The following is a 24,922-nucleotide window of genomic DNA, read 5'->3' as shown; positions in this document are numbered from 1 at the left end:
TAGGTCGATTGAATGGCGGCTTGTGACACCTTTTGTTTCAAAGCTGTCAGACGGCTATGTCCCCATGTCAGTCACCCCGGTCTCGGCCGGGAGCCGGATGAGCGAACGGCCGGTTTCAGGAGAGCGCTGCATCGAACTGAACGTCGGGAACTGGTCGTGAGCTGCCGGTCGGTTCTGAGTCCATCAATCGCGTCCAGATCGGTTCTATTTAGCCTGAACTGTCGGGCGGCTAAGCGCCCCAACTCCGGTCATTTAGCCGACCCGTAGCTGAACCCGAATGCCGCCGTTCGTTCTGGCCGCGCGGATTGACCGCGCGAGGGCTGCGGCAATGGGGGTTGTTCACCACCGTTTACTGCTCATTTAAAAGCTGCCGCTCGGTCCGTATTTCGTCTTGGGCGGTCCGAACGTGGCCTCAATATGGTGGAACTGTTGGCGGGTTGGGGATGGTGGCGGATGGCGACGATCGAGACGTATGCGAGACCGACTTGGCTCTATCGCCACCGGTCCCTGCGGCCACGTGGAGCTGACGGCGATGGCGCTGCCGACCGGGAACGGCTCGAGCGCGAACTCAGCGCAATCGAGCAAGGTTACATCTGGTGCGGGAAGTTCAACGAGATGAACGACCCGATGGAGGGTTTTTACAGGTCCAATGGGAGCGCAATGGAGAATCCCGGCTACGAGGAGTTTGTCGAGACTGTTCGACAAGAGAAGCTCGGGCTCGGCATCGCGTCACTGTCTGAGACATGGGACAACGAGTTAATGTGGGCGCACTACGCGGACGGATTCCGTGGGATCTGCGTCGCCTACCCGATGGCCCGATTACTTGAATGCCTTGACGGGACGCATGCTCTGGCTCGCGTCGCCTACGGCGACCGGCCCCACTACCTCAACCTCAGCGCTATGCGCGATGCCGATCACCGTGCCCGCGCGATTCTCTCCACTAAGAACGTGAAGTGGTCGTACGAACGCGAGTGGAGGCTGTTCGCGGCCCATAGGGGCGAGGCGCGCTATGTCGGGCGCGGCGCGGTGACGGTTTATCTAGGAATGCGCATGGCTGCCGAGGACCGGCGTCTGGTGACGCGGCGGATGAAGGCGGCAGGCATCACCGTGCGACGGACCTCAGTCGACGGTTATTCGGTGAGGTGTAGCGACCCTAGTTAGACTAGCGACTGAAGTGCCAACGATTTTCCCGCCGTCTCTTGGTCGGCTAAGGGCGGCTAACGCTGTATCACCGGCACCTAGAACGCGGGCGTCGAGCGACGGGGGTGAAAGCTTAGTCAGCCGTCGCGATGATCACAATTGCCTGTGCCAAACCGCCTGCGACGCCGAGGCTGAGCTGCGGGACTGCCACCGATCCCGCCGAAGTCAGAAACTCCAGGCGCGTGCGGGCCCCACCGGAGAGCATCAGGCGCGGGGAGGGTGTGCGATAGTCGATCTCGATGTCAAACCAGTCGACGTCAGCGTCGATCCCGGTGCCAAGCGCCTTGGCGCAAGCTTCCTTGGCGCAAAATCCGAGCGAGAAATGGGTCGCTGCGTCTAGCGTCACTTGCGGCATGGCAATCTCTTGAGGGGTGAACATCTCCTCGAGATAGCCCGCGCCAAATCGCCGGAGCGAGCGGCGTAGTCGCTCAATTTGGAGGATGTCAGTGCCGATCCCGATAATCACACGCTACCAGAGCGCCCGAATGGCAAAGGCCGACGCCGCAAAGGTCGCGATCCACAACAGGACAGTCGCGGTGGCACCCTCTGCGCGCAGCCCGATGATCTGGATAGAGACCGGGCCGCCGATCCCGCGCGCCAGGCACACGATGGCAAGTCCCAGAATGGCGGACACCGGCATGCCGATGACAGCCGGGCCATGGGCCTGAACGAGTGCGGCAAGGTGATCGGGCTGCAGTCGGCACGCCGCGCAGACCAGCGCGATCGTGAGGCACAGGAGCGCTAGGACCGCGACGGCGACCGCTGTTCTCCGCGCCGCCCCGAAAGGCTCTCGCGGTGGGGCGGCCGGCGAGGATGGCGCCGGCGGCGCGGGCGCACCATGAGACGGCGCGGCGGGCGCGGACACTGGAGGCAATGGCGACGGTGGCGTGGGCTGGTTCATGCGAACAATCTGCCAGTCGCAGCTGGGCACGACATGTCGGCCGACTCCGTCGCCGCGGCGAGACCCCATTTCGGCGGGAAGAATGGCGGCGGCATCCGCGCCTCGTTAGGCCGGTAACTTTGCTTGATCCGCGTGCGGCCGCTGATGCCCGTCATGTTCGGATGCCTCACTCTTGCATATTTCGAAATCTCGCAGAGCAAGTTCTGGCAATCAACCGGCTGTAGCTCTCGACCAAACAGCGTCTGAAACCGCAACCCACGCGCGGCGAAGGCGGCGTCCTGCTGCTCGCAGATCCAGTGGATCGCTTCAGCTGGGCTAAGGCCGCCCAGGTCCTCGAAGCATTTGGCCAGCCCATCGAGAGCGCCGGGCCCCGCCACGACGAATTCGGCTTCGTCATGATCGAGCAGGTCTGAATAGTTCAGGTCGATCGTATACTGGAAAGCGAGGAACGGACCGATCCCGGGCCAGTCGAGCAGCGCGTGGTAGACAGAGGAGAGGGTGGGCAGCTGCGCTAGCCTGTCGGGCATGCGCTGCTCCATCATCGCGGCGAGCAGGGCCAAATGGTTGGCATGCTTGCGGGCATGGCCGTAGCGGGGCGATGGCATGATATAAGCGGCAGAATAGATGCGCCGGTTCTGGCGCAGGAGATCATCGAGCACCGCGCTCAGCCGGTCCAGATCGATCCGGGCCCATTCGATCGGCCCGAGCCTTGCTTCAAGCGCCTGCCAGGTGTCGATCCGGTTGAACAGCTTGAACAGCATCGTGCGGAAAAACAGCTCGTTGGGTGTTGTTGGCCGGTCCGGGTGATATTGGATTTCGCGGATGAGATACTGGCTAACCCTGTCGGCGGCGCGATACGCGTTGGTGAACCGGTGCGCGGCCAACACGGCATCGTCGGTCCAAGGGCCGATTGAATCGGTGAAGCGGCGGAAATAGATCGCCTGTCGCTCGACAGCGAACTTCCAGTAGGTTTCAAAGACTTCGGTCGTTCGCATGCATACTCGGCAGGTCTGGTTTCGATCGGGACCCCGCCGGCCACATCCATCCTGCGACGATTCGTCCGGCCCGACCCGGGCGGCACCTGCCATCTTGGCTCAGTCGGCGTTCGTCAAGCTCTTGTCAGCCGGCGTGGCCGGCGCCGGCGGTGCGCTGATCTCGCTGGCGTTGGATGCCAGGGCATTCGCCGCGATTGCATTGTCCGCGGGGCGGTCGATCGCGCATTGCTTGAGGCCGAGACTGAGCAGCACGCCGGCAGCGAGGCCAAAACCCCATTACAACACCGCCTGCTCGCGCTCCAGAGTCGTGACGCGATCGGTCAGCTTCTTCTCGGTCTCCGAGATTTTGCTGTCCAGGCTCGCAAAGGATTGGATGCCGCTCGCCAGCGGCCCGATCAGGCTCGACGGGATGTTCGCATAGCCCCTCTTTGGCTGCGCAGCGCCGGCACCGTCCAAGTCAGCGTACCAGATGAGAAAGCATTCTTCTAAGCGCGCGAGGTGAACTGGGTTCGGCCCGGCATTGAATACTGAGAATAGCAGCTTGCCCGCGAAACCGGGGTCGACATGAAAGCCCGATACGTTGACGAGACCCGCAAATTTATAGCCCGCCCGGATCGAGATGAAGGCGAGCGCGTCCGCCGGTACCCTGATCTCCTCCTCTGTCAGGATGAACCCGAACTGCCCGGGCGGCACCATGAAGCCGTCACCGGGATCAAGTTTGGTCTTGGGCTTGTTGCGCGGATCGCTCGGCTGGCCCGTTGGCGAGACATAGACTTCCTCGCCCACGCTTAAGCGATAGGAGGCGCCGTCAATCCGCGCGAGATCAAAGCTTGGGATCAGTTTGGGCAGCTCGCACGCGAGCTTGTCGCTTCCCCAGAACATTATTGCGTCCGCCCGGATCGCCGCTGCTGGATGAAAGCATCGAACGGCGAGCGGATTTCGACCTCGCGCAACCGGACCTTGTAGGCCTCGATCAGACCGATCGACTGCTGGTCGGCACCCCGCAGAATGGTGACCGCGAGCCTGGCATTAGCCTGTTTCATCATCACCTTGAAGGCGAGGTCCTCGATATGGTCGAGCGACTCGCATGCCTTTGCTAGGATCCCGGCCTCCTTGACGAAGGAGCGCCAGACGTCAGGCGACTGGCCGGCGAGGTCTTCCTGGTTGCGCGCGGGAAGATCGCACGCGAGGTTCTGACCCAACGTATTGGCGATTGCGAGGACGATGGCGAAGGAATCGACCAGCGCGCGCGCGGTGAGCGCATCGTCGCCACGCTCGCTCGCATCAAGCAGATAGGCGCTATATTTGGCCAAATGCAGTGCGAAATGCTTCATGCGCATCGCCGGCGACATCGCGGCGACGTCCTTGTGATAATCCTCGTCATGGATGAGCTGATGCCATTGCAGAGCTGGCAGAAGGTCTGTCGCGACGGTCACGCTAGGGCACCTTTGAGTTGCGATGCGGCACTATAGGTATCGCCGCACCGATCGATCAGCGCATCGACTTCGCGCTTGGTCCAATGGCCGCCGCATTCGCCACTCTTGCCGACATCGATCTTGGCATAAGTTGAGTTGATCGTCAGCCCGCCGATCGCCAATTTGGTCTCTGACGCCAGGAAATATTGCAACCGGCCAAGACCGACCAGATTGCCGAACAGGCGCCGGATATACCAGTGCGAGCGGTAAGTTGCATTCATGCGAATGGCCCCGTTATGGACCTTGAGGCTTAGATGGCTCAGGCACGGCCCGCCATAGAGTCGCCGGCGATCGGTCGCTCCGTCATAGATGGGCACGTCTTCCTCTAGCACATCGCCGACACCGAGCTCGAAGGACGCGGTATATTTGCCGTGCTTGCGGATCTTTTCGACCATTTCCTCGAGAGGATTGTATACTTGGCCGTCGCGGTCCTTCTGGCGCAGCAGCCGATAGGCATAGGTGCCCCAGTTGCGGTCGTCGCGCACGGCATGGATCGCCTTGATCCGGCCGGGATAGGTGCCGAACACCGCCTTGGCGCCGCCGCGCAGATATTCGTCGAGCGGAAAGATTGTCTCGGCGACGGTATGGACGCTGAAGGCGCCATGGTCGGTCAGGAACGCATCGACCAGCTGATAGACCGCCGCGTCCTCGGAATCTAGCATGGTCGGCTCGCGAACATGCAGGAACACGTCGAAATCCTCCTGCTTCGGGCACCCGCGGACATGACGGGCGGCTTGCAGCCAGACCTCCGGGATCGTTCTTCCCTGCAGCAATTCCATGATTATCCCTTCGCGATCTTGACGGTCTGATGAAGGTAGGTGTCGACATAATCCTGGCGCAGCCATGCGTGGCCGTTGAGCCCCCAGGCCGGTCCCCAGCTGTTGCGGACCAGCAGATATTGCGCGGTCGCGTCGGCCCCGTGTCCAACCGCTAGGACAGCATGTCCACCGCGCACGGTATCGCCTGCATCAGGCAGCACGCGGCCTTCGGAATCGGGAAGGTAGAAGCGATCGGTGATCAGCATGCCGAGCACCACCGGGCGCGCGCCGTCGAGTTCGTCGGCGATCTCTGCGAACGACAGTTTGCCAACGGCCAGCGTGCCGCGGTGGATCGGGGAGACGCCAATGGGCGGCGCCCAAGGCGTCGAGATCACGTCCAGATAAGGCCAGTGGGATTCTGCAGGCTGCCCGTTGTCGAGCAACGCAGCCGCGGCCGCTTCCATGGTCGTCCCGGCATGCGGATTGGCCCCCTGAGTTCGGGCGACTGCATGATAATAGAGATACTCGACCGACAAATATTCACCGACACAAGCGAGATTTTCGTTTGCAGCCGAGGTCGCGAATGCGAGGCAGGTCGGCCGGGAGCCCTGACAGCGGACCTCAAGCATGTTCGGTCGAAGATCGCGCGCGGGCTGGATCAAATGCTCAACCCCAAGCGAAGCCGGTCGGCGCGCGACAGGCCGGCGCGCTCACGCCCCTGCAGGGCAACTGCAAGCTGGAAGGCGGCGGCATCCGGCGTTTCCTGCGCCCAGGGCTGGCGCTCGCGCAGCGCGATCTCACCATGGCCGCCATGCCGTGGCCGCGCGACTACGACGCGTGTCGACGGAGCGCCATAAATGAGCGGATCGGTGCTGAACAAGGACTGGTCTTCCAGCAAATCCCAGTCAGCTGCGGCAAGCGTTTCGACATTCCAGCGATGCCCGCTGCTGACCGCTTCCTCTAGTTCGATACGGACCAAGTCGTCGGGATTGCCCAAGAGCCGCGCCCCGTTGTCACGCTGCGTGACCTTCCAGACATCGGCCCAGGAATCGGCCGGCTTGTGACCCGCGCCGAGCTCAGCCTTTAGATCGCCTATACGCGCACGGCTCAGGCCGCGGACTTCATCATAGGGCAGGATTTGGTGGCTCAAGAGTCCCCAGCAGGTTGCTTCATAGCTGACCGCCATGCGCAGCGAGAGCTGGTATACGGTCGCAGGCCGACGCAGGTCGTGCGCGACGGTCCAGCCCTGCGCCTGGATATGATGGCGGTAGAGCCAACGTGGCAGCAGGAATTCAGCCGCGAACGCTTCGGCTGCCACTTCCTGCAGGTCTCGCCCGTCGCTCGGCGAGTTGGGGCCGCGCTCGAGAATCTCTCGGTCGATGCTGCCCTCATGTTCGAGCACGGCATGGCCGAGCTCGTGTGCGGCCGTGAAGCGCTGGATGTGCAGCGGCCTCTCGGTGGTGATCATGATTCCTTTGAGCGGCGCCGGCAAGCACAGCCCGAGCGCGGAATCGAGCGGCTTAAACACCAGCGGAATGTCGAGATCCCCGATCGCCTCGAATACGTCGACCAGGCCCGCCCGGGCGGTGATCCTGCGCCTGAGATCGAGTTCGGCATGAATACGGTTGGCAGCGGATACGGCGTCGAGGCGCGCAGCTGCTGCAGGCGATCTAGCCATGGCCACCTGCCTTCGGCCCGCGGGCCTGCAGGAACTCGGCGAACCGTAAAAGCTCGTTGCGATCGCTGTCCGACAACTCGGTGGCGGCGCGCGCCAGCGCTTTCACGCTCTCGGGCAGCGGGGGCAGGGGCGAAGTGCCCGCAAGGGCATCGACCGACTGGCCATAGACCTTGGCGAAGCGCGCAAGCTCTTCGGAATCGACCTTGCGGCGCCCGTTTTCGATGAGTGACAGGGCCGAGCGCGACACACCGACCGCCTCAGCCGCTTCCTCCTGCTTCAGCTCAAGGAACTCCCGCGCCTTGCGCAGCCGCTCGCCGATGCTGCCATTGTTCATTGTATCATCGTTCATCGCTGACCCTCATGCCGGCTCAGGAACCTTAACTGCCCGGCACTTCTTAACCTTGAGCTCGCCGGTATAGACGCGTTCCAGCTTGGGGAGCAGGTCGCTGATCATCTCGTCGCAGTTCGCATAGCCGCCGCGTTTGATGATCTCGGGCGGCAACTCCATCTCCAGCACCACCCGCGTGACCCGGCTCGCATCGACGACCCGCTTGGAGTCAATCGCAGGCCTCATGCCGACGATCGACCCGCCCGAGCCTGATGGCGCGGCAGGCGGCGCGGTGCCGTCGATGGTCGCCGTTTCCTCGTCAAACCAGGCCTGCAGTTCCGAAACAAGCAGCGTCGCCTTGCGTTTGAACTCGGCACGCAGCTCTTCAACATCCGCACTCATAACACGTCCTCGTGTTAGAATATCGAACATAGATAGGTGATGGCGTCCGGATTGTCAACATTTTGCTTAAGGGCGATGAGAACACATTCCCGGCAGTGGGCCTGCGGAGTCATTGCCGGTCTCTGACGATGCACTCGTAGAATTCTGTTCCGACGTGCAGTGAAGATGCCAGATGCATAGCTAGTACGCCGAGACTTGGGTAAGATTCCAGCGGCAATCCGATCTCTCTGCTTTTCTTCTCAAGATTTAGAATACTTCTATCTATCACTTCCGCAGGATCGCCGTGCGCCACACTGTTTCGGATGGCGCCGAAAGCGCTGATTGCGTTGAGTGCCGAGTCCAACCATGGATCGTCTAGCATTGCACGTAAAAGGCCCAGCTGGTGGTCCATGCTGAGGCGCGGAAGCTTTTCTGGTCTCGCAACAAAACTCCGCAAGATTTGGTCTACCTCAAGCTCAAGAGCGGCATATCCAGTAATGATCACTGATGCTTGAGGATGGATCGAATGAAACCGGTCGCGAAGTCGCGCCATTGCTGCGGCTGGTGAGTCCGGATCAAATTCGTCACCGAAGGGTAATTCAAACGGATCGTCGGTCATAATCTCTATCTCCGGACCAACATCCATCCTTCTATCCAAGCTACCCGCGGCGCCAAGCCTGAAACCGTAGCTTCAACAATGGCCGGTATCATACATCCGAGCGCCAAAACCTGTCAGTCAGGAACCGGCCCAGTTTCCGCCGTTCAGCAGCGCCTGAACGAACGACCGGTTTCAGGGAGCGGTGAAGCGGCTTCGAATGTCGCCTATTGGGTCTTGCCGGCCGCGGAGCTGCCGGTCGGGACCCCGCCCAGTAGCGGACGTATAGCTGCTCAGGCCATTCTCAAAAGCTGAGGGTCAACGAACCCCGTACTGGGATTTTCTCCCACTCCGCACTGAGTTGGTCGATGCGCCCCCGTATGGCTTCGACGTCGTGGGCGCTGACCGGCACAATCCGGTGGCCGCTAGCCGCACAGGCATGCTCATAGGTGGCGATCAGGTTCGCGACGGGAACCAGTCCGCCCCACATCTCGGCCTGGAGCGTCTCGACCAACCGCTCGATCGCGTTCTCGGTGTCTTCGCCGGCAGTGGCGAAGGAGGCAGGGCTGCCGTCCGCAACGAGGGAAAGAAAGCCGCGGTGGGTTAGCGTACTCTCCACGGCATAGTGGATCATGTCGTGCGGGATGATCCCCTGCTTGGGGCACGCAATCGTTTCTGCGGGACCAGACTCGTGTTCGATGCGGAGGTCGTCGTACTTGCCCGTGCCCTTCGTGAACGTAAGCCGCACCCGATCATCCTCCGTTCGGACCCTAGACCAGCTATCGAGCTCCCGAGCAACTCCGGGAGCGAAGCCTGACCACGCCGACCACTCAAACCGGTGAGCGGAATGGCAGCTCGCTACCAGGTATTGCCCTTGAGCGGCTTCCCCGAAGCGTCTGTCATCCGACGGAGATGAACAAGTGGCGGGTTTGCAGAAGCCTTAAATCGAGGCGGAACTGCCGGAACTGGGTCGTTTGGACGGGAACGGCGCTCGTCACCCTTACGTCTCCGCCGAAGATGCGGAGGTAGCGGGCGATCTCCGGGAGGTCGTAAATCGACGGACTATGTCTGCACCTGGGTCTGTGCGAGCCTAGAAGACCGCGTCTTCGATCGGCGGGCATGATGTGGCCGCCGATGCGTGCGGCCTTGATCGACCAAGATCGGTGTTGCTCGTCATGCATCGGCTAGGTCAGCAAAGTGCGCTGCGAGGCCGGTCTGGCCTGGCGCAATGTGGTCCGCCATGGTGTGGCGATCGGGGAAGTCGCCGCCATTCTGCGACCTGAAGGGGATCGGCGTGTCGGTGAACAGCCCGGCAAGCCGCTTCCGCCATGCGGCCTTGATCGCCTCGACTTCTTCGGCCGTGGAGACATGACCTGCGCCATAGACCGCGTGCGTCGGGAGCACGTCCATGCCGGGGTAGAACAGCGCGCCATGGGTCAGCGGGAACAGCAGTTGCTCGATCGGCCCATTGATACCCCGCGGACCATAGTCGGCCGCCGGGCCACCGGCCTGGACGTTGACCAGCGCCCGCTTGCCCTTGAGAATGCCATCGCCGAACCGGAACTGGTTGGAGCCGTTCTGGTAGCCATAGGCAAAGCCGAAGGCGTAGACCCGCTCTATCCAGCCCTTCAGGATCGCGGGCACGCCGTACCACCACAGCGGGAACTGGAGGATCACGGCGTCGGCCGCGAGCAGCTTCTGCTGCTCCACGACCACATCGGATGTCTGCTGCCCGCTTCTGTAGGCATGACCCGATTCCGTGATGAATGACAGCCGCTCGGGATTGTCGCGCACCGGAAAGTCATCGGCATCGTACACCGCCTTCCACTTCATGCCGTAGAGGTCCGAGTGGATCAGGGTGTGTCCTGCCGCCGATAGCGTTTCAGCGGTCACGCCGACCAACTGCCGTGTCAGCGAAGTGGGCTCGGGGTGCGCGTAGACAATGAGAACGTTCATGATGGCTTATTCCTGGTGATTGGGGTCCGTCAGTGTTCGACGACGAACTTGCTGAAGTGGCTGCAAGCCCTCGCTGGGCAGGATTCAACCCCCACGTTTATCCACGCGGAAGATCCTCACGCCCGGGAACCGACACGTCGTAGGCGTTGAGCAGCATCGAGATTAGGGCGTAGCCGCTCAACAGGTAGATCAGCTCGGCCGTTCGCTCCTCGCCGAACACCTTCACGGCACGTTGGTACGTGGACTCCGGAAGCTGCTTGCCGGCGGTCAGGGCCGCGGCGACGTCGTAGGCGGCCTGCTCCTCCTCGGTCAGGTCGGCGGGTCGCTGGCCGGCTGCGACTGCGGCGATCTTAGCGTCGCTCAGGCCGGCTTGCGCGGCCACGCGCTCGTGGGCGTAGAGCTCGTAGCGCGAGTTGAACGCCGCCCCCGTGACCAAAATGGCCACTTCTTTCGCCAACCTGGGCAGTGTGGAGTTCTCGAGCAGCTCCTTGGTGTAGGCCCACGCCGGCCCCCCGAACTTGGGAAAGCGCAGCATGGGCGCGAAGGGGCCGATGAGGGCGCCGTCCTCGTGCTTGATGATGTAATCCTTCAGACGGTCGGCGATCTCTGCCATGTCGTCATGCAGAGCCCGCACATTCGGCGACATCTGGTCGGGGGGGAAGAGCGGCGCGCGCATGATTTCTCTCCTGGTCAGAAGGGGGGATCTGTTTGGTTGGCGGACGGCTCCTGCGCCGCCGCGCAGTTCTCGCGACGGCAAAAGGCCCCGTGCTTTCGACATCCGGCATGTGGGACGTCACGGCGCAGTGTTGAAATCGAAGCTTCTGCCTGTTGTCATCGAACGGATGGATACCAGGAACCTTGATCTCGGCCTGCTTGTCACGCTCGAAGCCCTGCTGGCGGAAGGGAACGTCACGCGTGCCGCCCGGCGCCTGAACCTGAGCCAGCCCGCGTTGTCGGCCCGACTGGCGCGGCTTCGCGACGCCCTCGGCGATCCCCTCCTCATTCCGGCACAGCGCGGGATGGTCCTGACCCAGCGCGCCGTCGAGCTTCAGCAGCCGTTGCATGAGGCGTTGGAGCGTGTCCGCAGGGTTGTGGCAGATGGAATGCCGTCCGATCCGGCGACCATGCAGGCCACCCTGGTGATCGCTGCGAGCGACTACGTGCAATATGCGCTGCTCACCCGCTTCTCGGTCGCGCTCAGGACCGAGGCACCCAGGGTCCGCGTCGCTTGGCGTGCTCTCGACGTGCTGGCGCTCGCCACACAGTTGGAGCGCGGCGAGATCGACCTGGCCTTAGCCTCTCCGGACCATGCACCGGCGGCCATGCGTCAACGCCAGCTCTTTCAAGAGGGGTACGCGGTGATCGCGCGCCGGGGACATCCAGCTGTGCAGGGCCACCTCAGCCTGGACGTGTTCTGCGCTTTGGAGCACGTCGTCGTGTCTCCCCAAGGGGGCGGGTTCTCCGGGCCTGCCGATGCGGCACTGGAGGCTGTCGGCCGCCGCCGCACCGTCGCCTTGTCTACGTCGGGCTTCTTGATCGTGCCGGAGGTTGTATCGCGCTCCGACATGATCGCTCTGATCCCACGGCGGATCGCCGATGGCTGGTCGGATCGGGTACAGGTGGTGGAACCGCCACTCACCATCCCTGGCTTTACCATCGCGGGTATCTGGCACGACCGAACCACAAACCACCCGGCACAACGCTGGCTGCGTGAACGGCTGAAGATGTTGGCCGCCGAAGGGTAAATGTGGACTGGCCGGCAAGGCTGGGTACGACCCTCCCGAAACACCATCCTTTGCGGGACAATTGTCGGCGGAGCGAGCGGCAGCCGCCCGCTGCGGCGCTCGTCGTAGCCGGTTGGCAGAAGTCGCAATCTAGGTCGCACGGGGTGTGGCGTCGAAGGTCCCACAGCGGCCGCTACGATGCGATGAACGGATGACCAGTACCAGAGAGCAGGAAGGGGCGCATGAACGGCTGAGATTGGGTCTTGTCGCAAGGTAACGCGAGCAGGGCCTAGCTCCGAGGTAGCTCGAGCGCCGCCAATCTGGTCAACGCCTGCTTGCGATCAAAGAGATAGGTCATGATGTCGCGCCCAATCGCCGGAGTATCAAGATTACGGTCGGTATGGCCACCATGCTCCAGCACTTTCCCGGCAGCGTAGTCCTGCTCGAACGTCGGCGCGAAACACACGAATAGGGCATGGTCGCGCAGCTTTAAGGGCAGCGAGGCATTTCTCATGACGCCTCTTGCGCGCTCCGCCATGCTGATGTGCCGAACCTGCGCGGTTCCGGTCTTTGCCGCCAACCTGACTCCCGGCACCTGCATTCGCGCCGCGCTGCCCGTCCCACCTTCATTCACGACCGCTGCCATCGCATCGCGCACGAGTTCGAGATGCGCCGGTGCAATCGGCAGAGCCGGTGGGTCGCGGTGACCTTATTTGCGAGTAGGCTAGGCTCGATACCTCGCCCCGATGCGATACTCGCAGCCATGACTGCAAGCTGCAATGGGTTCGCCAGCATGTAGCCCTGACCTATCGAGGCATTGAGCGTGTCCGCGATTGTCCAATCGGCCTTGTACTTCCGTAGCTTCCAGGCTGCATCCGGCACGGTGCCGTAGCGTTGTGACGGCAGCGGAAGATCAAACCTACCGCCCAGCCCCAGCATGCGAGCAACAGGGCTGATCCGGTCATTTCCGACCCGCCGAGCCATCTCGTAGAAATAAACGTCACAGCTTTGCATGATGGCATTCTTCAGGTCGACCGGGCCGTGACCCGCTTTTCTATAGCAATGGAACAGCCCTGTTCCGACCCGTAACGCACCGGTGTACACGACCCGTTCGTTCGGGTCGACACCTGCGCCAAGAAGCGCCAGGCCGTTCATTGGCTTGACTGTCGAACCCAACGGATAGAGGCCCTGTGTCGCCTTGTTCATGAGGGGAAGGTGCTCGTCGTCGCGCAGCATCGCCCATTCGCGCGTCTCGATCCCCGCCGAAAAACGGTTGGGATCATAGGCCGGCATAGATGCCATGGCGAGTATCTCGCCTGTCCGGCAGTTCATCACGACCGCCGAGCCGGAGCTAGTGCCAAGGCGGCGTGCCGCGTATTCCTGCAGTCCCGCATCGATCGTCAGGCGCTGCGTCTTACCCGACATGCCGGCGCGCGCGGAAAGCGTGCGGAGCAGCCGGCCATGCGCGGTCGCCTCAACCTGACGCACGCCCGGGATGCCGCGCAGTTGCGGCTCAAGCATCTTCTCCAGTCCGTCCTTGCCGAGCTTGAACCCTGGGATGACGAGCAGCTTATCATGGGTCTGTCGATATTGATACGCGCTGGCCGCGCCGACATAGCCGGTCAGGTGAGCGGCCGCGGTGCTGATCGGGTAGGTGCGCTGAAAGCCGCGTGTCGGCACGACGCCGGGCAGCTCCGGCAGGCGAACGCTGACGGCCGCGAACTGCTCCCAGCTCAGCCCGTCTCTGATCAATAGGGTTTAAAGCCGACCCCGGCGTTCAGACGGGTGACAATCCGCGCCATCTCCTGCTCGTCGAGACTTAGGAGCCGACGCAACGAGGCCAGCACTCGCTCGTGGTCTTCGGACAGGTCTGGTACCAGGTCGACGCGCAAGGACGCGCGGTTGTTGGCCAACGGCGCGCCATGGCGGTCGACGATCGCGCCGCGTTCCGGCGGCACCAAAGGCAGTGCTGATGCGGTTCAATTCCGCAAGCCTGGTGGATCGGTCATTCTCCGCGATCGCGAGCCAGCCCATGCGCGCGGCGAGGCTGAGGGCGACCAGTGCTTGCGCTCCGCCCAGCAGCAGAAGGCGGCGGCGCAACGTCGTGTTCAGTTGCGCTTCGGTCATGGCGCGCGAAAGCCAGTCACGGGCGGGAGTCATGCCGTACGACATCGCGGTCAGCGCGGCGGCGTAAGCTCGCTATCGCACCTTAAGTGTGAGCAGGTCGTCACAGCCGAACGCCTGGTAGACACCGGTCGTCGCCTGCATCGCGGCTCCGTTGATCATCTCGACCGATTGCGCCATGCCGATGAAGTCGACCGTGGTCCGCTGCGGCCGCGCGCCAGCCGGTGCGTCAACCAGCGCCAGGATCGCCTCGGCCACCTTGGCCGGATCCTGCTCGGGCTTGGCATCGAGCATAGCTTCGACCTGGGCCAGCGTCTGCGCGGGTGCTTCTGCAAAGGCGCCATACTCAGCAAGGCGTGCCGTGTCCTCGGGATGGACAAGCGCCTCGATCCAGGTGGTCTTGAACCCACCGGGTTCGAGCAGGACCACATCGACGCCGAATTGCGACACTTCGGCCCGGTAGGTATCGCTCAGGCTCTCCAGCGCGAACTTGGTCGCACTGTACGGGCCATAGAAGGGCAGCGACAGCCGCCCGAGCAGGCTTGATATGTTGATGACGAGTCCGGCCTGCTGCCGGCGCAGCGTCGGCAACACGGCCCGCATCATGCGGTGGACACCGATCACGTTGAGGTCGAACAAGCGCGAAAGCTGAGCCGAGCCGTAGCCCTCGCTCAAGCCGTGCGTGCCGACGCCGGCGATGTTGACGAGGATGTCGAGGCCACCGAGCGCCTCGATGGCGTCGGCCGAGCCTTTGGCCACACTGCCGTCGTCGGTAACGTCTATCTCGACCACCGTCGCGCCGAGCGCGCGCAGGGCGGCAGCAGGCTGTGCGTTACGCCCGCCGGGATCGCGCATGGCAGCGGCCAGCTGGTGGCCCGCCCCAAGCACGGCCCGGGCAGCGAGCCCGCCAAACGCCCCGTTGCCGCCCGTCATCAAAACCTTGGCCATCGACATATCCCTTCGAAAATGTTGGTCTGCTCGCTAGCCGTGTTGCAATCGAGAGAACATTGGCCGACGGACGAACATGTGGTTCAACAAAGCCGAACGATCGATCTGCACGAACTGCGCGTCTTCGCGAGTGTCGTTCGCCAGGGCGGCATCACGGCCGCCGCACGGGCGCTGGACGTGTCCAAGTCGACGATCTCGATGCAGATCACACGCCTCGAGGCACGACTGGGCGTCCGTCTGGTTGAGCGGACATCACGCCGTGTTGCGCTGACGCGTGAGGGCGAGCAGCTGTTGCCGCGCATACAGTCGATTCTTGCCGAGGCCGACTACCTGCTCGAGGATATGGATCGGGCCCGAACGTCGCCGCGTGGCCTGGTGCGGATCGCGGTGCCGCCTGCCTTCGGCGGAGCGCTGCTTGGGCACCTCGTTCCGGCAATCGCCGAGCGTTATCCAGACATCGAGCTGGCGGTCGAACCCAGCTACGATCTCGACGACGTTCAGGACCCGGCTTTCGACTTCGCGGTCCGGGTTGGGCAGGTCGGAGACGATGGGCTGATCGCGGACAGGGTCGGATCGTTCGCGCGTATCCTTGTCGGGTCAGCAGAAGCGGCCATGCTGCCTTCCGATATCGCGATGCTCGATACGGTGCCGCTCCTTGCCTTCTCGGGTTCATCGACGCGGGTGAGTTGGCAGTTGCGGAAGACAGACGGCTCCGGAGGCGAGATCGTGCTGGACTGCTCGGCCAAGGTCGCGGTCCGCGACTTTGACCTGCTGCTGCGTCTGGTTCGGGCGGGCCAGGGGGTCACGATGGTGCCGGCGTTCATGGTGCGCCAGGAGCTCGCGAGCGGGCGGCTCGTGCATCTTTTCCCCGAATGGGCGTCGCCGGAGGTCGATGTCTTGCTGGCCTACCGTATCGGCGCGAGCCGTATCAGCAGGGTCGCGGCAGTATTGGACGAAGCCCGAAAAGCAGCCCTGCGGGTGCTTGCCGGTGAGGTCTGATCGATACCGACGAACTCTTCCACATTTGCGGACGATAGCCGCATGAACGAAGGACACTGGGATTGAAGCTCAAGGCGATCACCCCTGGTTGGAGCTCGGCGAGCGCAGGGCTTGTGCTTTGCGCGACGGTGCTCGGCGCCGCCGCTTCGCTTCCCGCAGCGGAAAGGGAGCCGATCCAAGCGCTGTCTCGGACCCCCGTCGCACTTCCGGCCGATCACCCGTTCAGGGGCACGATCGCGCTGGACGTGGACGCGCGCGACGTCGCGCACAGGATCTTCGTGGTGCACGAGAAACTGCCGGTGCAACGAGCCGGTGCAACGACCTTGCTCTATCCCCGCTGGGAGGCGGCGAGCCACGGGCCGAGCATCACCGTTGCCGAGCTTGCCGGCCTTGATGTGTCCGCGAACGGCCGTTCGCTGCCCTGGCGGCGCGACGCGATCGAGCCCCATGCCTTCCACCTCGAGATTCCAGCAGGCACGCAAACGATGGACGTGCGCTTCCAAGTCGTGGCGGACGCGAACCGCCTGTCAGCCGATGTTGTAGCGATCGCATGGCAGCACCTGCTGCTGTACCCGGCAGGATGGTACGCGCGTAACGTCGCGGTGGTGCCATCAGTCCTGCTGCCGCAAGGACTTAAGGCCTTCACGTCGCTCGATGTTTCTGGGACCGACGACAACTGGCTCCAATTCGGCCGGGTCACGCTCGAGCGGCTTCTCGACGCACCGGTCCTCGCCGGACGGTACGCCACACGCGTTCCGCTCGCTGAGAACGGCGCGGACGCTATCACCTTCGACCTGATCGCGACGCGAGCCGACGATCTCGCTCTCCCGGCGGAGCGCGCCGGCGACCTGAGGCGGATGGTGGAACAGGCATTGGTGGTATTCGGCACGCCGCCATTCGGCCGCTACGAGGTGCTGGCGCGCATGAGCGACGAGGGCGCATCCGGCGGAATCGAGCATCGCGCGTCGGCCGAGATCGACATCGCATCGTCCTATTTTCGCGACTGGGCTGCACAGCTGAACAATCGCGACATCGTCGCGCATGAGTTCGTCCACGCTTGGAACGGGCTCTACCGCGTCCCGGCCGACCTGTGGGCGCCGACGCCCAGCGTTCCCGAAGGCACCAGCCTGCTCTGGATGTACGAGGGGCAGACCGAGTTCTGGGCACGGGTGCTTGCCGCACGCGCCGGATTGCGCAGTCGCGAGGAAACGCTCGACACGCTCGCGCTCGACGCGGCCGAAGTCGCCAATCGTCCGGGGCGTGCCTGGCGGCCGCTGTCGGATGACGTGAACTATCCCTCGTTCATGCTCCACCAATCGGTGCCGTGGCGCGATTGGCAGCGCCGCAAGGATTAGCACCTTGAAGGCGTGATGCTGTGGCTCGACGTGGAAGCCAAGCTGCGCGAGCAATCTCAGGGGGCGACGCGGTCTCGACGACTTCGCGCGCGATTTCTTCGCTGGTGCCGACGCTCGACGTCCTGCCCGTACCTACACCTTCGATGATGTATGCGCTGCCTTGAACCGGGTCGCGCCATTCGACTGGACGCGATTTCTCCGTCGCTGGCTTGACGCGCACGAGGAACTCGACGCCGTCGAAGGACTGAGGCGGTTAGGCTGGCAGCTGGTCTATACCGACAAGCCGACGCCGACGTTCGAGCAGAACGAACAGGAGGCCGGCGGGGCCGACTTCTCCTACTCAATCGGGCTGACGATTGCCGATGACGGTAGGGTTCGCGCCGTCTCCTGGGGAGGGCCGGCGTTCCAGGCCGGGATGGCTCCGGGGGTTCGGATCACGGCAGTTGCCGGCGCGCCCTATACGCGCGCGGCGCTTCACGATGCCGCGCGCAAGACGACCATGACGCCGGTGGTGCTCACCTGGGAGCAGGACGGCCGGTCGAAGACACGGACAATCGGCTATCACGGTGGACTGCGATACCCTCGCTTGCAGCGCATAGCAGGTCGTGCGGATGAGTTGACGTCGCTGCTTACCGCGCGATGACCCGGTCAGCCTCGTTTTTTCCGCAGCCTCTTGGCGGCGGTTGCGGACATGCCTCAGCTTCCGACGCAATTGTTTCCGTTTCTCCGAAAAGGGAACGGTGGCTCACTACGGCAAGCTGGTCGAGCTGAGTCAGAGGTTCTGGAATAGGGCCGCCTTGGATGCAACATGAACGAGTGGCCGCTTAAGAGAGCACGCGGTAGGGCCCTGAGTGTCGTGTTATGGGTCTGGGTCGACGCCGAGAGTAGGTCGGGCTAGCCTCAGCCTGATGCTCGCAACCGTCTGCCGCTCCGCTGACCTCACCCTCAACGATGATGGAGCCCAGCTGTTCGCGCAAGCTCTGGACGAAGCTGCGTGCGGTCGCCTCGAGACTGCCTTGGCTGCGCTGCCGACGAACAGGCCGGGTGTGCGGATTGGGGAAGGGCGGCAGTTGCAGCCCTTTCTCGATAACGCCGGACCGGTCGGCGCAATCGCAGCGTCCGTGCTCGGAGAACAGGCTCGCCCGGTACGTGCAATCCTGTTCGATAAGACCGCGGAGCGGAACTGGGCGCTTGGGTGGCACCAGGACCGTACGATCGTGGTCAAGGCGCGTATGGACACGGACGGGTACGGGCCTTGGACTGTCAAATCGGGGCTGATCCAGGTGGAACCGCCGTTCGAGATCCTTGAACGCATGATGACGCTGCGCGTGCACTTGGATGCAGTTGACGAGCGCAACGCGCCACTCCGCATCGTGCCCGGCTCGCACAGGCTGGGCCGCCTGCCCGAAGCCGAGATCGAGCGCGTGGTGGCGACGTTCGGCGAGCGGCTATGCCTCGCAGGACGGGGTGACGTCTGGCTGTACGCGACGTCTATCGTCCACGCCTCGCTGGCCGCCGATCCGCCGCGACGGCGCCGCGTCCTCCAGATCGACTTCTCGGCCGACGCGGCGCCAGGTCCACTCGCCTGGCGCGGCGTTTAGAGGCCAAGGTTGAGCCGCCCCCGCACTCAGACGGTGCTGTTCGTGTGCAGCCAGAACAGGCTGCGCAGCCCCACCGCCGAGCAGGTGTTCTCGCGTCGCGAGGGGCTAGAGGTGGACTCTGCCGGCACCAACCACGACGCCGACAACCCCCTCACGGCCGAGCTGGTCGCGTGGGCCGACGTGATCTTCGTCATGGAAAAGGCGCACCGCAGCAAGCTGCAGCGGCGCTTCCGGGCGGGTCTCGGGGGCAGGCGCGTGATCTGCCTAGACATACCGGACGACTACGACTTCATGCAGCCCGAACTGATCCGGCTATTGGAGATCAAGGTGAGCCGCCACCTGCCTGCGATGCCAGTGACGCAAGAGCCGAAGGCCCTGATAGGCCGGCCCAACATCGCGATTGAGCTGCCTCCCTGTCGGCTTAATGAATGACCGATGTTGGGAGATGGGCGGGGCAGGCTGAACGGCCGAAAGTGGGTCATCTTCCGGCACGGTGAACGGCGCTCAGAAAGAGCCGGACGGAGAGTCCGTCAGGAGAGCGCCCGATCGGCGACATGCTCGGCGATCTGCGCCTTTCTGAGTTCGAGCTTCTCCATCTCGCCTCTCAGGAACACGGGGAAGTCTCACCGCCGCCCTTTGAGCAGCAGAGGACCCAGTCCGGCGAAATCGCGCAGGAACGACGCCTGCGCGATGGCCTCTTCGTCAGTGATCGCGCGGGGGCCTTTGCGGACGGGTCCGCCAGCGCCGCCAGCTCTGGGCCGGCGGAGGAGAGGTCGCTGTCACCCGGAAGGTCGATGGCGTAGCCGTGCTCCGTCCTGCGCACCGTCTCCGACGTCACGGGCGCCCAGCGGACCGTCATCACTGCGACGACCCGTCAGGCGACGCAGGCGGATGAGCACTCCCGGCAGCCGGTGCGGCGTAGGTCAGTTCCACTTCATGGCTCTCGCCGGTCCGCTCGAAGGTCGCCGAACGGTTTGTGATCGCCCGTACCGTCCAGCCGTCGACAACATCGCCCACATGCAGGATCGCGGTCGTCCCCTTCTGATCCTTGACCAGCGCCAGCGGCCGCGCGCCGCCCATGGCGATACCGGTCAGGACGGGAAGCGGCGCGGCCGGTGCGGCACCTGCGTCGCCGATCGGCGCGTTCGAGCGGCTCGGTGAAAAGATCGGATGGCCGGGTTCGCTGCGCAGCTGCACCAGCATCGGACCATCGACATGGACGGCGGCCGGAAGCGGCGACAACGCGACGCGCGGCCGCGGCGTGTGCGCCGCGAACAGGAGCGACGCCAGCAGCACCAGCATGACTACAGCGACCGGCCACCAGGCGCGTGCTTGCATCATCGCGCGGGCGTCCACACGGCCGTGGCGATGGCTGTGAGCGCGATCTTGGGCACAGGCGCGTCATCCGCCTCGAGATGCCACTGCGCGAAGCGGATCAGCGGGGTGCCGTGCTCGACGAGATTGGCAAAGCCGATCACCGCCGCCTCGGACCCCGGCGGCCGCTGACGAGCCTTCAGCCTAGCTCGTCCATGAGCTAGCGAGATCCGCATGTCGTTGGGGATCAGCCTAGTCGTCCTGCTCGCGGCCGTGCTCCACGCGAGCTGGAACGCCTTGCTGCGCGCCGGCAGCGACCGGTTCTGGTCGATGACTGTCATGTGCATCGCCATCGCGATCGTCTGCGCCTGCGCCGCGCCGTTCGTGCCTGCGCCGGCACGGGCGAGCTGGGGATGCGCGCTGCTCTCGGCGCTGCTGCACGTCGGCTACAACCTATTTCTGGTGCGGACCTACCGCAGCGGCGACCTCGGCCAGACCTACCCGATCGCGCGCGGCTCCTCGCCGTTGCTGGTGACGCTCGGCGCCGCCGTGTTCGCGGGCGAGCTGCCAGATGCGGTCAGCATCTCAGGCGTGATGCTGGTGTCGCTCGGCATCATCTCGCTGGCGTTTCAGGGACGACGGTTCGGGCTGGAGAGCCTGCCATACGCGATCGGCACCGGCTGCTTCATCGGCGCCTACAGCGTCACCGACGGCATCGGCGTGCGCCTCGCCGGGACGGCGGTGGGCTATACCATCTGGATGTGCCTGGGGTGGGGCGTCCTCGCGCCGGCAATGTATCTGATCGCGCGTGGCCCGCGCGATCTCGTCCGAGGCACCCGCGAGACGGCGATGGCAGCAGCCGGCGGCCTTGTCTCGCTGATCGCGTATGGCATCGTCATCGCGGCCATGGCGCTCGGACCGATGGGCTCCGTTTCTGCGCTGCGGGAGACGAGCGTCGTCTTTGCCGCGCTGATCGGCCGCTTCTTTTTGGGTGAGCGGCTGACCGGCTATAGGATCGCCGCTTGCGCCGTTGTCGCCGCTGGCGCGGTTCTGATCGGCCACCATGGCTGAGGCGTTCGACAGGAAGGAAGGCTGGAGGTTCGTAGACGATGTCAGAGGAAGGACAGGTCGTTGCCGGTCAGTGTCATTGCGGCACCGTGCGGTTCAAGGCAGCCCTGACCGACGGGTTAGCGACGGCGCGCCGCTGCACCTGCTCCTACTGCCGCATGCGCGGCGCCGTCGTCGTATCAGCTAAGATGGGCGGCGTGACCGTCCTGTCAGGTGAGGACGCGCTCGCCAGCTACCGGTTCAACACGCGAGTGGCAGAGCACTTCTTCTGCTCGCGCTGTGGCATCTACACGCACCATCAGCGCCGATCGAACCCGAACGAATATGGCGTCAACGTCGCCTGCCTTGAGGGAGTAAGCCCGTTTGACTTCGCCGAGGTGCCAGTGGTCGACGGCGTGCATCACCCAAGCGACACCGGCGGAGCGTCACGCCAGATCGGCACCCTGCGGTTCGTCACGCTCAATCAGCACGAGGCTTAACGAGCGTCCGCTTTCGGGAAGCGACGGAGCAGCATTGAACGTCGACTTCTGGGTCACCCCGAAGTAAGGGTGCCTGACGGTGTCCACTGCGGCACCTGTTGGTCCTGCCATAGCCGCAGGCGTCGCCAATCCAACGCGTCGTACACTGCGGTGCTGCTCTGAGCGCTGCTCAGGGGCAGCGCGGCGGCCGCCTCGCGCAGGAAGCGGGGCCGCAGGGCCTCATCATCCAGGTAGGCGTCCTCCCACCAACCGATAATACGTTCCCGCGCGTTGGCCATCGCCGCGGCAGATGGCAGCCGGTCACGTTTCTCATGCTGATTGACGCGGGTGTGCGCCGGCATCAGGTTCCACAAGTCGCCGCAGGGCCAGACTGACCATGGCAAGCAGTGGTCGATGTCGAAGCTGTTCGGCTTGAGCGGCCGTCCCGTCCAGACGCATTCCATCAACTGCCCGCGAGCGAGAAGCCGCTGGGCGATGCCACGACCAAGCGCGGTGGTGCGGACTGGTTCTGCCCAGGCCAGTGCGGCTTCTGCAGCACCGGGCGCGACTGCCACGCCCATGCGATCGGCATAGGCGCGGGTCAGGCGGGACCATTCAGCCACTAGCATAGGTTCGATCCAGGACCCGAAGCGCGACATGGCCCGCCACAGATGGCCCGGCACCTCGATCAGGCCCCAGGCGCGCAGCGTCTCAAGGTCGAGGACGGTCGCAGTTGCACCGCCCCACCGTTTGCGGCTGACGCCGAACACCTGCGTGTCACTGTTGGGGTAGCGAGTGAAGGTCGCCGGCATCTTGGCGATCGTGTGGGCAGCCCGGGAGAGTGCCGATGCGACGGCTTGGGCCTGCTCGCCTGTGAACGCCGCACCGACTCGCAGCTCAATGGAAGCCGTGCCTAGAGCCAGCAGCGCCTCGAAACCATCCTTGGCGAACCCCAGCCGCTCGGTTCCGATGTTCCCAGGAATTTGCGGGAGCCCGGCCCGTACCAGGGGGAGGTACATTCTTAGCCAGTTCAGTGCGACCAAACCTAGCGGCAACTCAACCGCATCCCGGCCGTTAGGCGCCGGCGTTGCGGCTGCAGGCGCATATTCAGCGATGCGTGCCACGGCCCTGAGCAGCGCCAGTTTGTATGTGGACGACTTCTCATCGGACAGGACGATCCCGCGCACTAATGGTAGCGCGCCAGTGCCATCATCGGGCATGCGCAGCGCCATGACGTCCCAGGTCACTCCGGCGCGTCCGCCCTGATCACTGGAAGCCGCGATCCGTAGCACCTCCAGCCCATGCGCTCGGGCCAGACCCTCGATTTCGGCGGTCGAGGTCGGGTGCATCTGCATACCAGACGGGGTAGGACCGTGGCGCAACGTAATCACCAGCACGCCGCTCGGCTTCATCAGCGTGGCGAGCTTGCGGAAGGCGCGGGGCCGATCGGCAGGCGCGACATGCTGCCAGACCGCCGAGAGCAGCACGAGATCGTAGGCGAGCCCGAGCCCATGAACATGATCGAGCGAGGGCAAGGCATCGCTCACCCACCTGATGCCATCGCCTCCATGCTTCTCGGCTGCGATCCGGCGCATACCGGCAGCAGGCTCAGCCGCTACGACCCCGTAGCCGAGTGAGGTCAGCCAGGCTGCGTCACGTCCTGTGCCGGCGCCGACGTCGAGCGCCAGCTTGCTGTCGCTGCCGCCCGGGATGAACGACAACACTCCCGCCAGCATCCGCTCGGACGATACCGCCTCATACCGCTCGGCCAGCATGTTGGCCTGGCCGTCATAGGCAGCAACGACGTCCAGATAGCTGCTCAAGCGTCGAGGCCAGCGAAGCGGGCACGATGCCGGGCGACATAGTCGGGGCGCGGGTGGAGTCTCGCATCGGCGGGTAGGTGGACGCGCTCGCCGGGGCCGGGGAACAGGCGGATGAGTTCGGACGGCACCTTGTTGTGCGACACCAGGAGCCGGCACTCGTCGTCGAGGCTGATGAGATGGCGGTCGAACAACCAATGCGCGGTCGCGGACAGGGCGATGCCGTTCTGCACAACATCCGGCCCGCCATCTGCGACGCTCCAAATGTGCGCGGCCTGAGCCTCGGCCTTGCCGCCACCATTGACCATACGCAGCCCTGTCACCGCGCACCTGTTGTCGTAGGCGTCAAGCACATGGCCGCGGAAGGCGGCGCTGCGCACCTTGCGGTTGACCAGTAGCTGCGCGACGCGCCGCTCGTCAGGCGGCGAGGCCAGCAATGCGGCGGTGGAACCATCGATGTGCCGTAGATCGAGTTCGAGCCGGATCGCGTGTTCGGGCGCCAGCGTGTCAACGAGACCGCGGTTCACGATGGCGCCAAAGTCGGCATCGTCGATGGCGCGAACCGATCGCCCGCGCAGCGCCCGACCAGCGATGGCTGGGTTGTCGAGCTCGCGCAGCATACGCTCAAGAAAGCGGCCGTCCGGATCGCGATACGGCACGGGACGATCGAACTCTATAAAGTCGCTGATGCGGGCGTAGAAGAGCGTGTGGTCGGCGGGATCAGGGTCGATGCCGTGCACCAGGCCGGCCGCCACATAGGCCTTGCGGCCGCCGGCCGAGCCGGTTTCCCGATAGACGATCCAATCGCCGACGCACGCCTCGGCCGCGCGCAGGTAGGTGCGCGGGAAGTGGTAACGCTCAGCGATCACGTCATCGTAGCGTGACGCACCGCTTATCTCGAAGACGCCCTTCATGCTGGGATCGTGGCGACATTCTCAAGCCAGAGCAACGTCGGAGATGGCCGAGAACGGTCATTCCCGTGGCTCAGTACATTCCTGAATGGATGACCGCTTTTGGGGATCGAAAATGGCAGGCTGCACGGCCGGGTATGGGTCTTATACGTCGGCTCGCGAAGTGGCCTGTCGGCCTATGCGAAGAGCCACGACGGCGTCTGGTTCGCGCGCAAGGAGGAGATCGCACGTTGGGCGCTGCAGCAGCGGCAGTTCACGCCGGTCGTGCACCGCGGACCATCCTCCGAAACCGGGCTGCCGTAAGCCCGTCTGTTGGGATCTGCCTCCGCGCTT

General features: G+C 64.2%; 31 protein-coding genes and 1 pseudogene. 11 read left to right on the top strand and 21 right to left on the bottom strand.

The genetic code is table 11. The features are described 5' to 3' along the window. The first annotated feature begins 453 nt into the window (after positions 1-453). Complete coding sequence (locus LHA26_RS03565) at positions 454-1,161, top strand: DUF2971 domain-containing protein (protein ID WP_252167381.1); 708 nt, start codon at positions 454-456, stop codon at positions 1,159-1,161. A gap of 112 nt (positions 1,162-1,273) precedes the next feature. Here the strand turns inward: LHA26_RS03565 and LHA26_RS03560 are convergent, their stop codons facing one another. From LHA26_RS03560 to LHA26_RS03490, 15 genes are all read right to left on the bottom strand, one after another. After that, positions 1,274-1,666: a holo-ACP synthase gene (locus tag LHA26_RS03560; protein WP_252167380.1), complete on the bottom strand. Its 393-nt coding sequence runs from the start codon at positions 1,664-1,666 to the stop codon at positions 1,274-1,276. Between the two features lie 3 nt (positions 1,667-1,669). Further along, a complete protein-coding gene (locus LHA26_RS03555; protein WP_252167379.1) occupies positions 1,670-1,840 on the bottom strand; it encodes a hypothetical protein in 171 nt (56 codons plus the stop codon). A 257-nt stretch (positions 1,841-2,097) separates the two neighbouring features. Continuing rightward, positions 2,098-3,096 carry a nucleotide kinase domain-containing protein gene (locus LHA26_RS03550; RefSeq protein WP_252167378.1) on the bottom strand — a complete coding sequence of 333 codons (999 nt, stop codon included), beginning with the start codon at positions 3,094-3,096 and terminating at the stop codon, positions 2,098-2,100. 99 nt (positions 3,097-3,195) lie between these two features. Then, positions 3,196-3,348 (bottom strand): hypothetical protein, encoded by a 153-nt coding sequence (locus LHA26_RS03545; RefSeq protein ID WP_252167377.1) that lies wholly within the window; start codon positions 3,346-3,348, stop codon positions 3,196-3,198. 24 nt (positions 3,349-3,372) lie between these two features. Continuing rightward, the gene (locus LHA26_RS03540) at positions 3,373-3,978 is read right to left on the bottom strand and encodes a dCTP deaminase domain-containing protein (RefSeq protein WP_252167376.1); all 606 of its coding nucleotides are present in this window, start codon (positions 3,976-3,978) and stop codon (positions 3,373-3,375) included. After that, complete coding sequence (locus tag LHA26_RS03535; RefSeq protein ID WP_252167375.1) at positions 3,978-4,532, bottom strand: hypothetical protein; 555 nt, start codon at positions 4,530-4,532, stop codon at positions 3,978-3,980. Before LHA26_RS03535 ends, LHA26_RS03540 begins: the two co-directional genes overlap by 1 nt. Next, a complete protein-coding gene (locus tag LHA26_RS03530; RefSeq protein ID WP_252167374.1) occupies positions 4,529-5,350 on the bottom strand; it encodes a thymidylate synthase family protein in 822 nt (273 codons plus the stop codon). Before LHA26_RS03530 ends, LHA26_RS03535 begins: the two co-directional genes overlap by 4 nt. A gap of 2 nt (positions 5,351-5,352) precedes the next feature. Then, entirely contained in the window at positions 5,353-5,991 is a 639-nt protein-coding gene (locus tag LHA26_RS03525; protein WP_252167373.1) for a C1 family peptidase, read from the bottom strand. Then, on the bottom strand, positions 5,988-7,007 hold the full coding sequence (locus tag LHA26_RS03520) for an ImmA/IrrE family metallo-endopeptidase (protein ID WP_252167372.1): 1,020 nt from the start codon (positions 7,005-7,007) through the stop codon (positions 5,988-5,990). The genes LHA26_RS03525 and LHA26_RS03520 overlap by 4 nt, the downstream gene beginning before the upstream one ends. Beyond that, entirely contained in the window at positions 7,000-7,341 is a 342-nt protein-coding gene (locus tag LHA26_RS03515) for a helix-turn-helix domain-containing protein (RefSeq protein WP_252167371.1), read from the bottom strand. Before LHA26_RS03515 ends, LHA26_RS03520 begins: the two co-directional genes overlap by 8 nt. A 24-nt stretch (positions 7,342-7,365) precedes the next feature. After that, entirely contained in the window at positions 7,366-7,737 is a 372-nt protein-coding gene (locus LHA26_RS03510) for a hypothetical protein (protein WP_252167370.1), read from the bottom strand. Between the two features lie 109 nt (positions 7,738-7,846). Next, positions 7,847-8,335: a hypothetical protein gene (locus tag LHA26_RS03505; protein WP_252167369.1), complete on the bottom strand. Its 489-nt coding sequence runs from the start codon at positions 8,333-8,335 to the stop codon at positions 7,847-7,849. A gap of 280 nt (positions 8,336-8,615) precedes the next feature. Next, positions 8,616-9,059 carry a hypothetical protein gene (locus LHA26_RS03500; protein WP_252167368.1) on the bottom strand — a complete coding sequence of 148 codons (444 nt, stop codon included), beginning with the start codon at positions 9,057-9,059 and terminating at the stop codon, positions 8,616-8,618. A gap of 425 nt (positions 9,060-9,484) precedes the next feature. Further along, complete coding sequence (locus LHA26_RS03495) at positions 9,485-10,267, bottom strand: NAD(P)H-dependent oxidoreductase (RefSeq protein ID WP_252167367.1); 783 nt, start codon at positions 10,265-10,267, stop codon at positions 9,485-9,487. Positions 10,268-10,364: 97 nt separating this feature from the next. Beyond that, positions 10,365-10,943: a carboxymuconolactone decarboxylase family protein gene (locus tag LHA26_RS03490; RefSeq protein WP_252167366.1), complete on the bottom strand. Its 579-nt coding sequence runs from the start codon at positions 10,941-10,943 to the stop codon at positions 10,365-10,367. 130 nt (positions 10,944-11,073) lie between these two features. Here LHA26_RS03490 and LHA26_RS03485 point away from each other — a divergent pair, with 130 nt between their 5' ends. Further along, positions 11,074-12,012: a LysR family transcriptional regulator gene (locus LHA26_RS03485; RefSeq protein WP_252167365.1), complete on the top strand. Its 939-nt coding sequence runs from the start codon at positions 11,074-11,076 to the stop codon at positions 12,010-12,012. Positions 12,013-12,295: 283 nt separating this feature from the next. Here the strand turns inward: LHA26_RS03485 and mrdA are convergent. Together mrdA and LHA26_RS03475 are read right to left on the bottom strand one after the other, a co-directional pair. Further along, positions 12,296-14,151 (bottom strand): annotated as a pseudogene (mrdA, locus tag LHA26_RS20240) (penicillin-binding protein 2); the annotation flags it as partial. A gap of 39 nt (positions 14,152-14,190) precedes the next feature. Beyond that, the gene (locus LHA26_RS03475; protein WP_252167364.1) at positions 14,191-15,063 is read right to left on the bottom strand and encodes an SDR family NAD(P)-dependent oxidoreductase; all 873 of its coding nucleotides are present in this window, start codon (positions 15,061-15,063) and stop codon (positions 14,191-14,193) included. Between the two features lie 78 nt (positions 15,064-15,141). Between LHA26_RS03475 and LHA26_RS03470 the strand changes: the two genes are divergently transcribed. The 6 genes from LHA26_RS03470 (at position 15,142) to LHA26_RS03445 (ending at position 19,821) form a co-directional block, all read left to right on the top strand. Then, on the top strand, positions 15,142-16,062 hold the full coding sequence (locus LHA26_RS03470; RefSeq protein WP_252167363.1) for a LysR family transcriptional regulator: 921 nt from the start codon (positions 15,142-15,144) through the stop codon (positions 16,060-16,062). Between the two features lie 62 nt (positions 16,063-16,124). Continuing rightward, a complete protein-coding gene (locus tag LHA26_RS03465) occupies positions 16,125-17,417 on the top strand; it encodes a M61 family metallopeptidase (protein WP_252167362.1) in 1,293 nt (430 codons plus the stop codon). Between the two features lie 160 nt (positions 17,418-17,577). Continuing rightward, positions 17,578-18,060, top strand: coding sequence for a M61 metallopeptidase family protein (locus LHA26_RS03460; RefSeq protein ID WP_252167361.1), 483 nt, complete (start codon positions 17,578-17,580; stop codon positions 18,058-18,060). Between the two features lie 265 nt (positions 18,061-18,325). After that, complete coding sequence (locus tag LHA26_RS03455; protein WP_252167360.1) at positions 18,326-19,018, top strand: phytanoyl-CoA dioxygenase family protein; 693 nt, start codon at positions 18,326-18,328, stop codon at positions 19,016-19,018. Positions 19,019-19,027: 9 nt separating this feature from the next. Further along, positions 19,028-19,450 carry a low molecular weight protein tyrosine phosphatase family protein gene (locus LHA26_RS03450; RefSeq protein WP_252167359.1) on the top strand — a complete coding sequence of 141 codons (423 nt, stop codon included), beginning with the start codon at positions 19,028-19,030 and terminating at the stop codon, positions 19,448-19,450. Positions 19,451-19,572: 122 nt separating this feature from the next. After that, positions 19,573-19,821 (top strand): hypothetical protein, encoded by a 249-nt coding sequence (locus tag LHA26_RS03445; protein ID WP_252167358.1) that lies wholly within the window; start codon positions 19,573-19,575, stop codon positions 19,819-19,821. A 55-nt stretch (positions 19,822-19,876) separates the two neighbouring features. On the opposite strand, the gene LHA26_RS03440 is transcribed toward LHA26_RS03445, so the two are convergent. Both LHA26_RS03440 and LHA26_RS03435 read right to left on the bottom strand, forming a co-directional pair. Next, positions 19,877-20,320, bottom strand: a complete 444-nt coding sequence (locus LHA26_RS03440; RefSeq protein ID WP_252167357.1) for a hypothetical protein — start codon at positions 20,318-20,320, stop codon at positions 19,877-19,879. Between the two features lie 35 nt (positions 20,321-20,355). After that, positions 20,356-20,496 (bottom strand): hypothetical protein, encoded by a 141-nt coding sequence (locus LHA26_RS03435; protein WP_252167356.1) that lies wholly within the window; start codon positions 20,494-20,496, stop codon positions 20,356-20,358. Positions 20,497-20,566: 70 nt separating this feature from the next. Between LHA26_RS03435 and LHA26_RS03430 the strand changes: the two genes are divergently transcribed. Both LHA26_RS03430 and LHA26_RS03425 read left to right on the top strand, forming a co-directional pair. After that, positions 20,567-21,403 carry an EamA family transporter gene (locus tag LHA26_RS03430; RefSeq protein WP_252167355.1) on the top strand — a complete coding sequence of 279 codons (837 nt, stop codon included), beginning with the start codon at positions 20,567-20,569 and terminating at the stop codon, positions 21,401-21,403. Positions 21,404-21,441: 38 nt separating this feature from the next. Continuing rightward, a complete protein-coding gene (locus LHA26_RS03425) occupies positions 21,442-21,879 on the top strand; it encodes a GFA family protein (RefSeq protein WP_252167354.1) in 438 nt (145 codons plus the stop codon). A gap of 53 nt (positions 21,880-21,932) precedes the next feature. Here the strand turns inward: LHA26_RS03425 and LHA26_RS03420 are convergent, their stop codons facing one another. Further along, positions 21,933-23,681 (bottom strand): class I SAM-dependent methyltransferase, encoded by a 1,749-nt coding sequence (locus LHA26_RS03420; RefSeq protein ID WP_252167353.1) that lies wholly within the window; start codon positions 23,679-23,681, stop codon positions 21,933-21,935. Further along, entirely contained in the window at positions 23,678-24,592 is a 915-nt protein-coding gene (locus LHA26_RS03415) for an HNH endonuclease (protein ID WP_252167352.1), read from the bottom strand. The genes LHA26_RS03420 and LHA26_RS03415 overlap by 4 nt, the downstream gene beginning before the upstream one ends. A 99-nt stretch (positions 24,593-24,691) precedes the next feature. Here LHA26_RS03415 and LHA26_RS03410 point away from each other — a divergent pair, with 99 nt between their 5' ends. Continuing rightward, positions 24,692-24,892, top strand: coding sequence for a hypothetical protein (locus LHA26_RS03410; RefSeq protein WP_252167351.1), 201 nt, complete (start codon positions 24,692-24,694; stop codon positions 24,890-24,892). Positions 24,893-24,922 lie beyond the last annotated feature (30 nt).

The organism is Sphingomonas morindae, assembly GCF_023822065.1.
GTDB lineage: Bacteria > Pseudomonadota > Alphaproteobacteria > Sphingomonadales > Sphingomonadaceae > Solisphingomonas > Solisphingomonas morindae.
The sequence above is the reverse complement of the archived record's forward strand: the minus strand, read 5'-3'. Positions and strand labels throughout refer to the sequence as shown.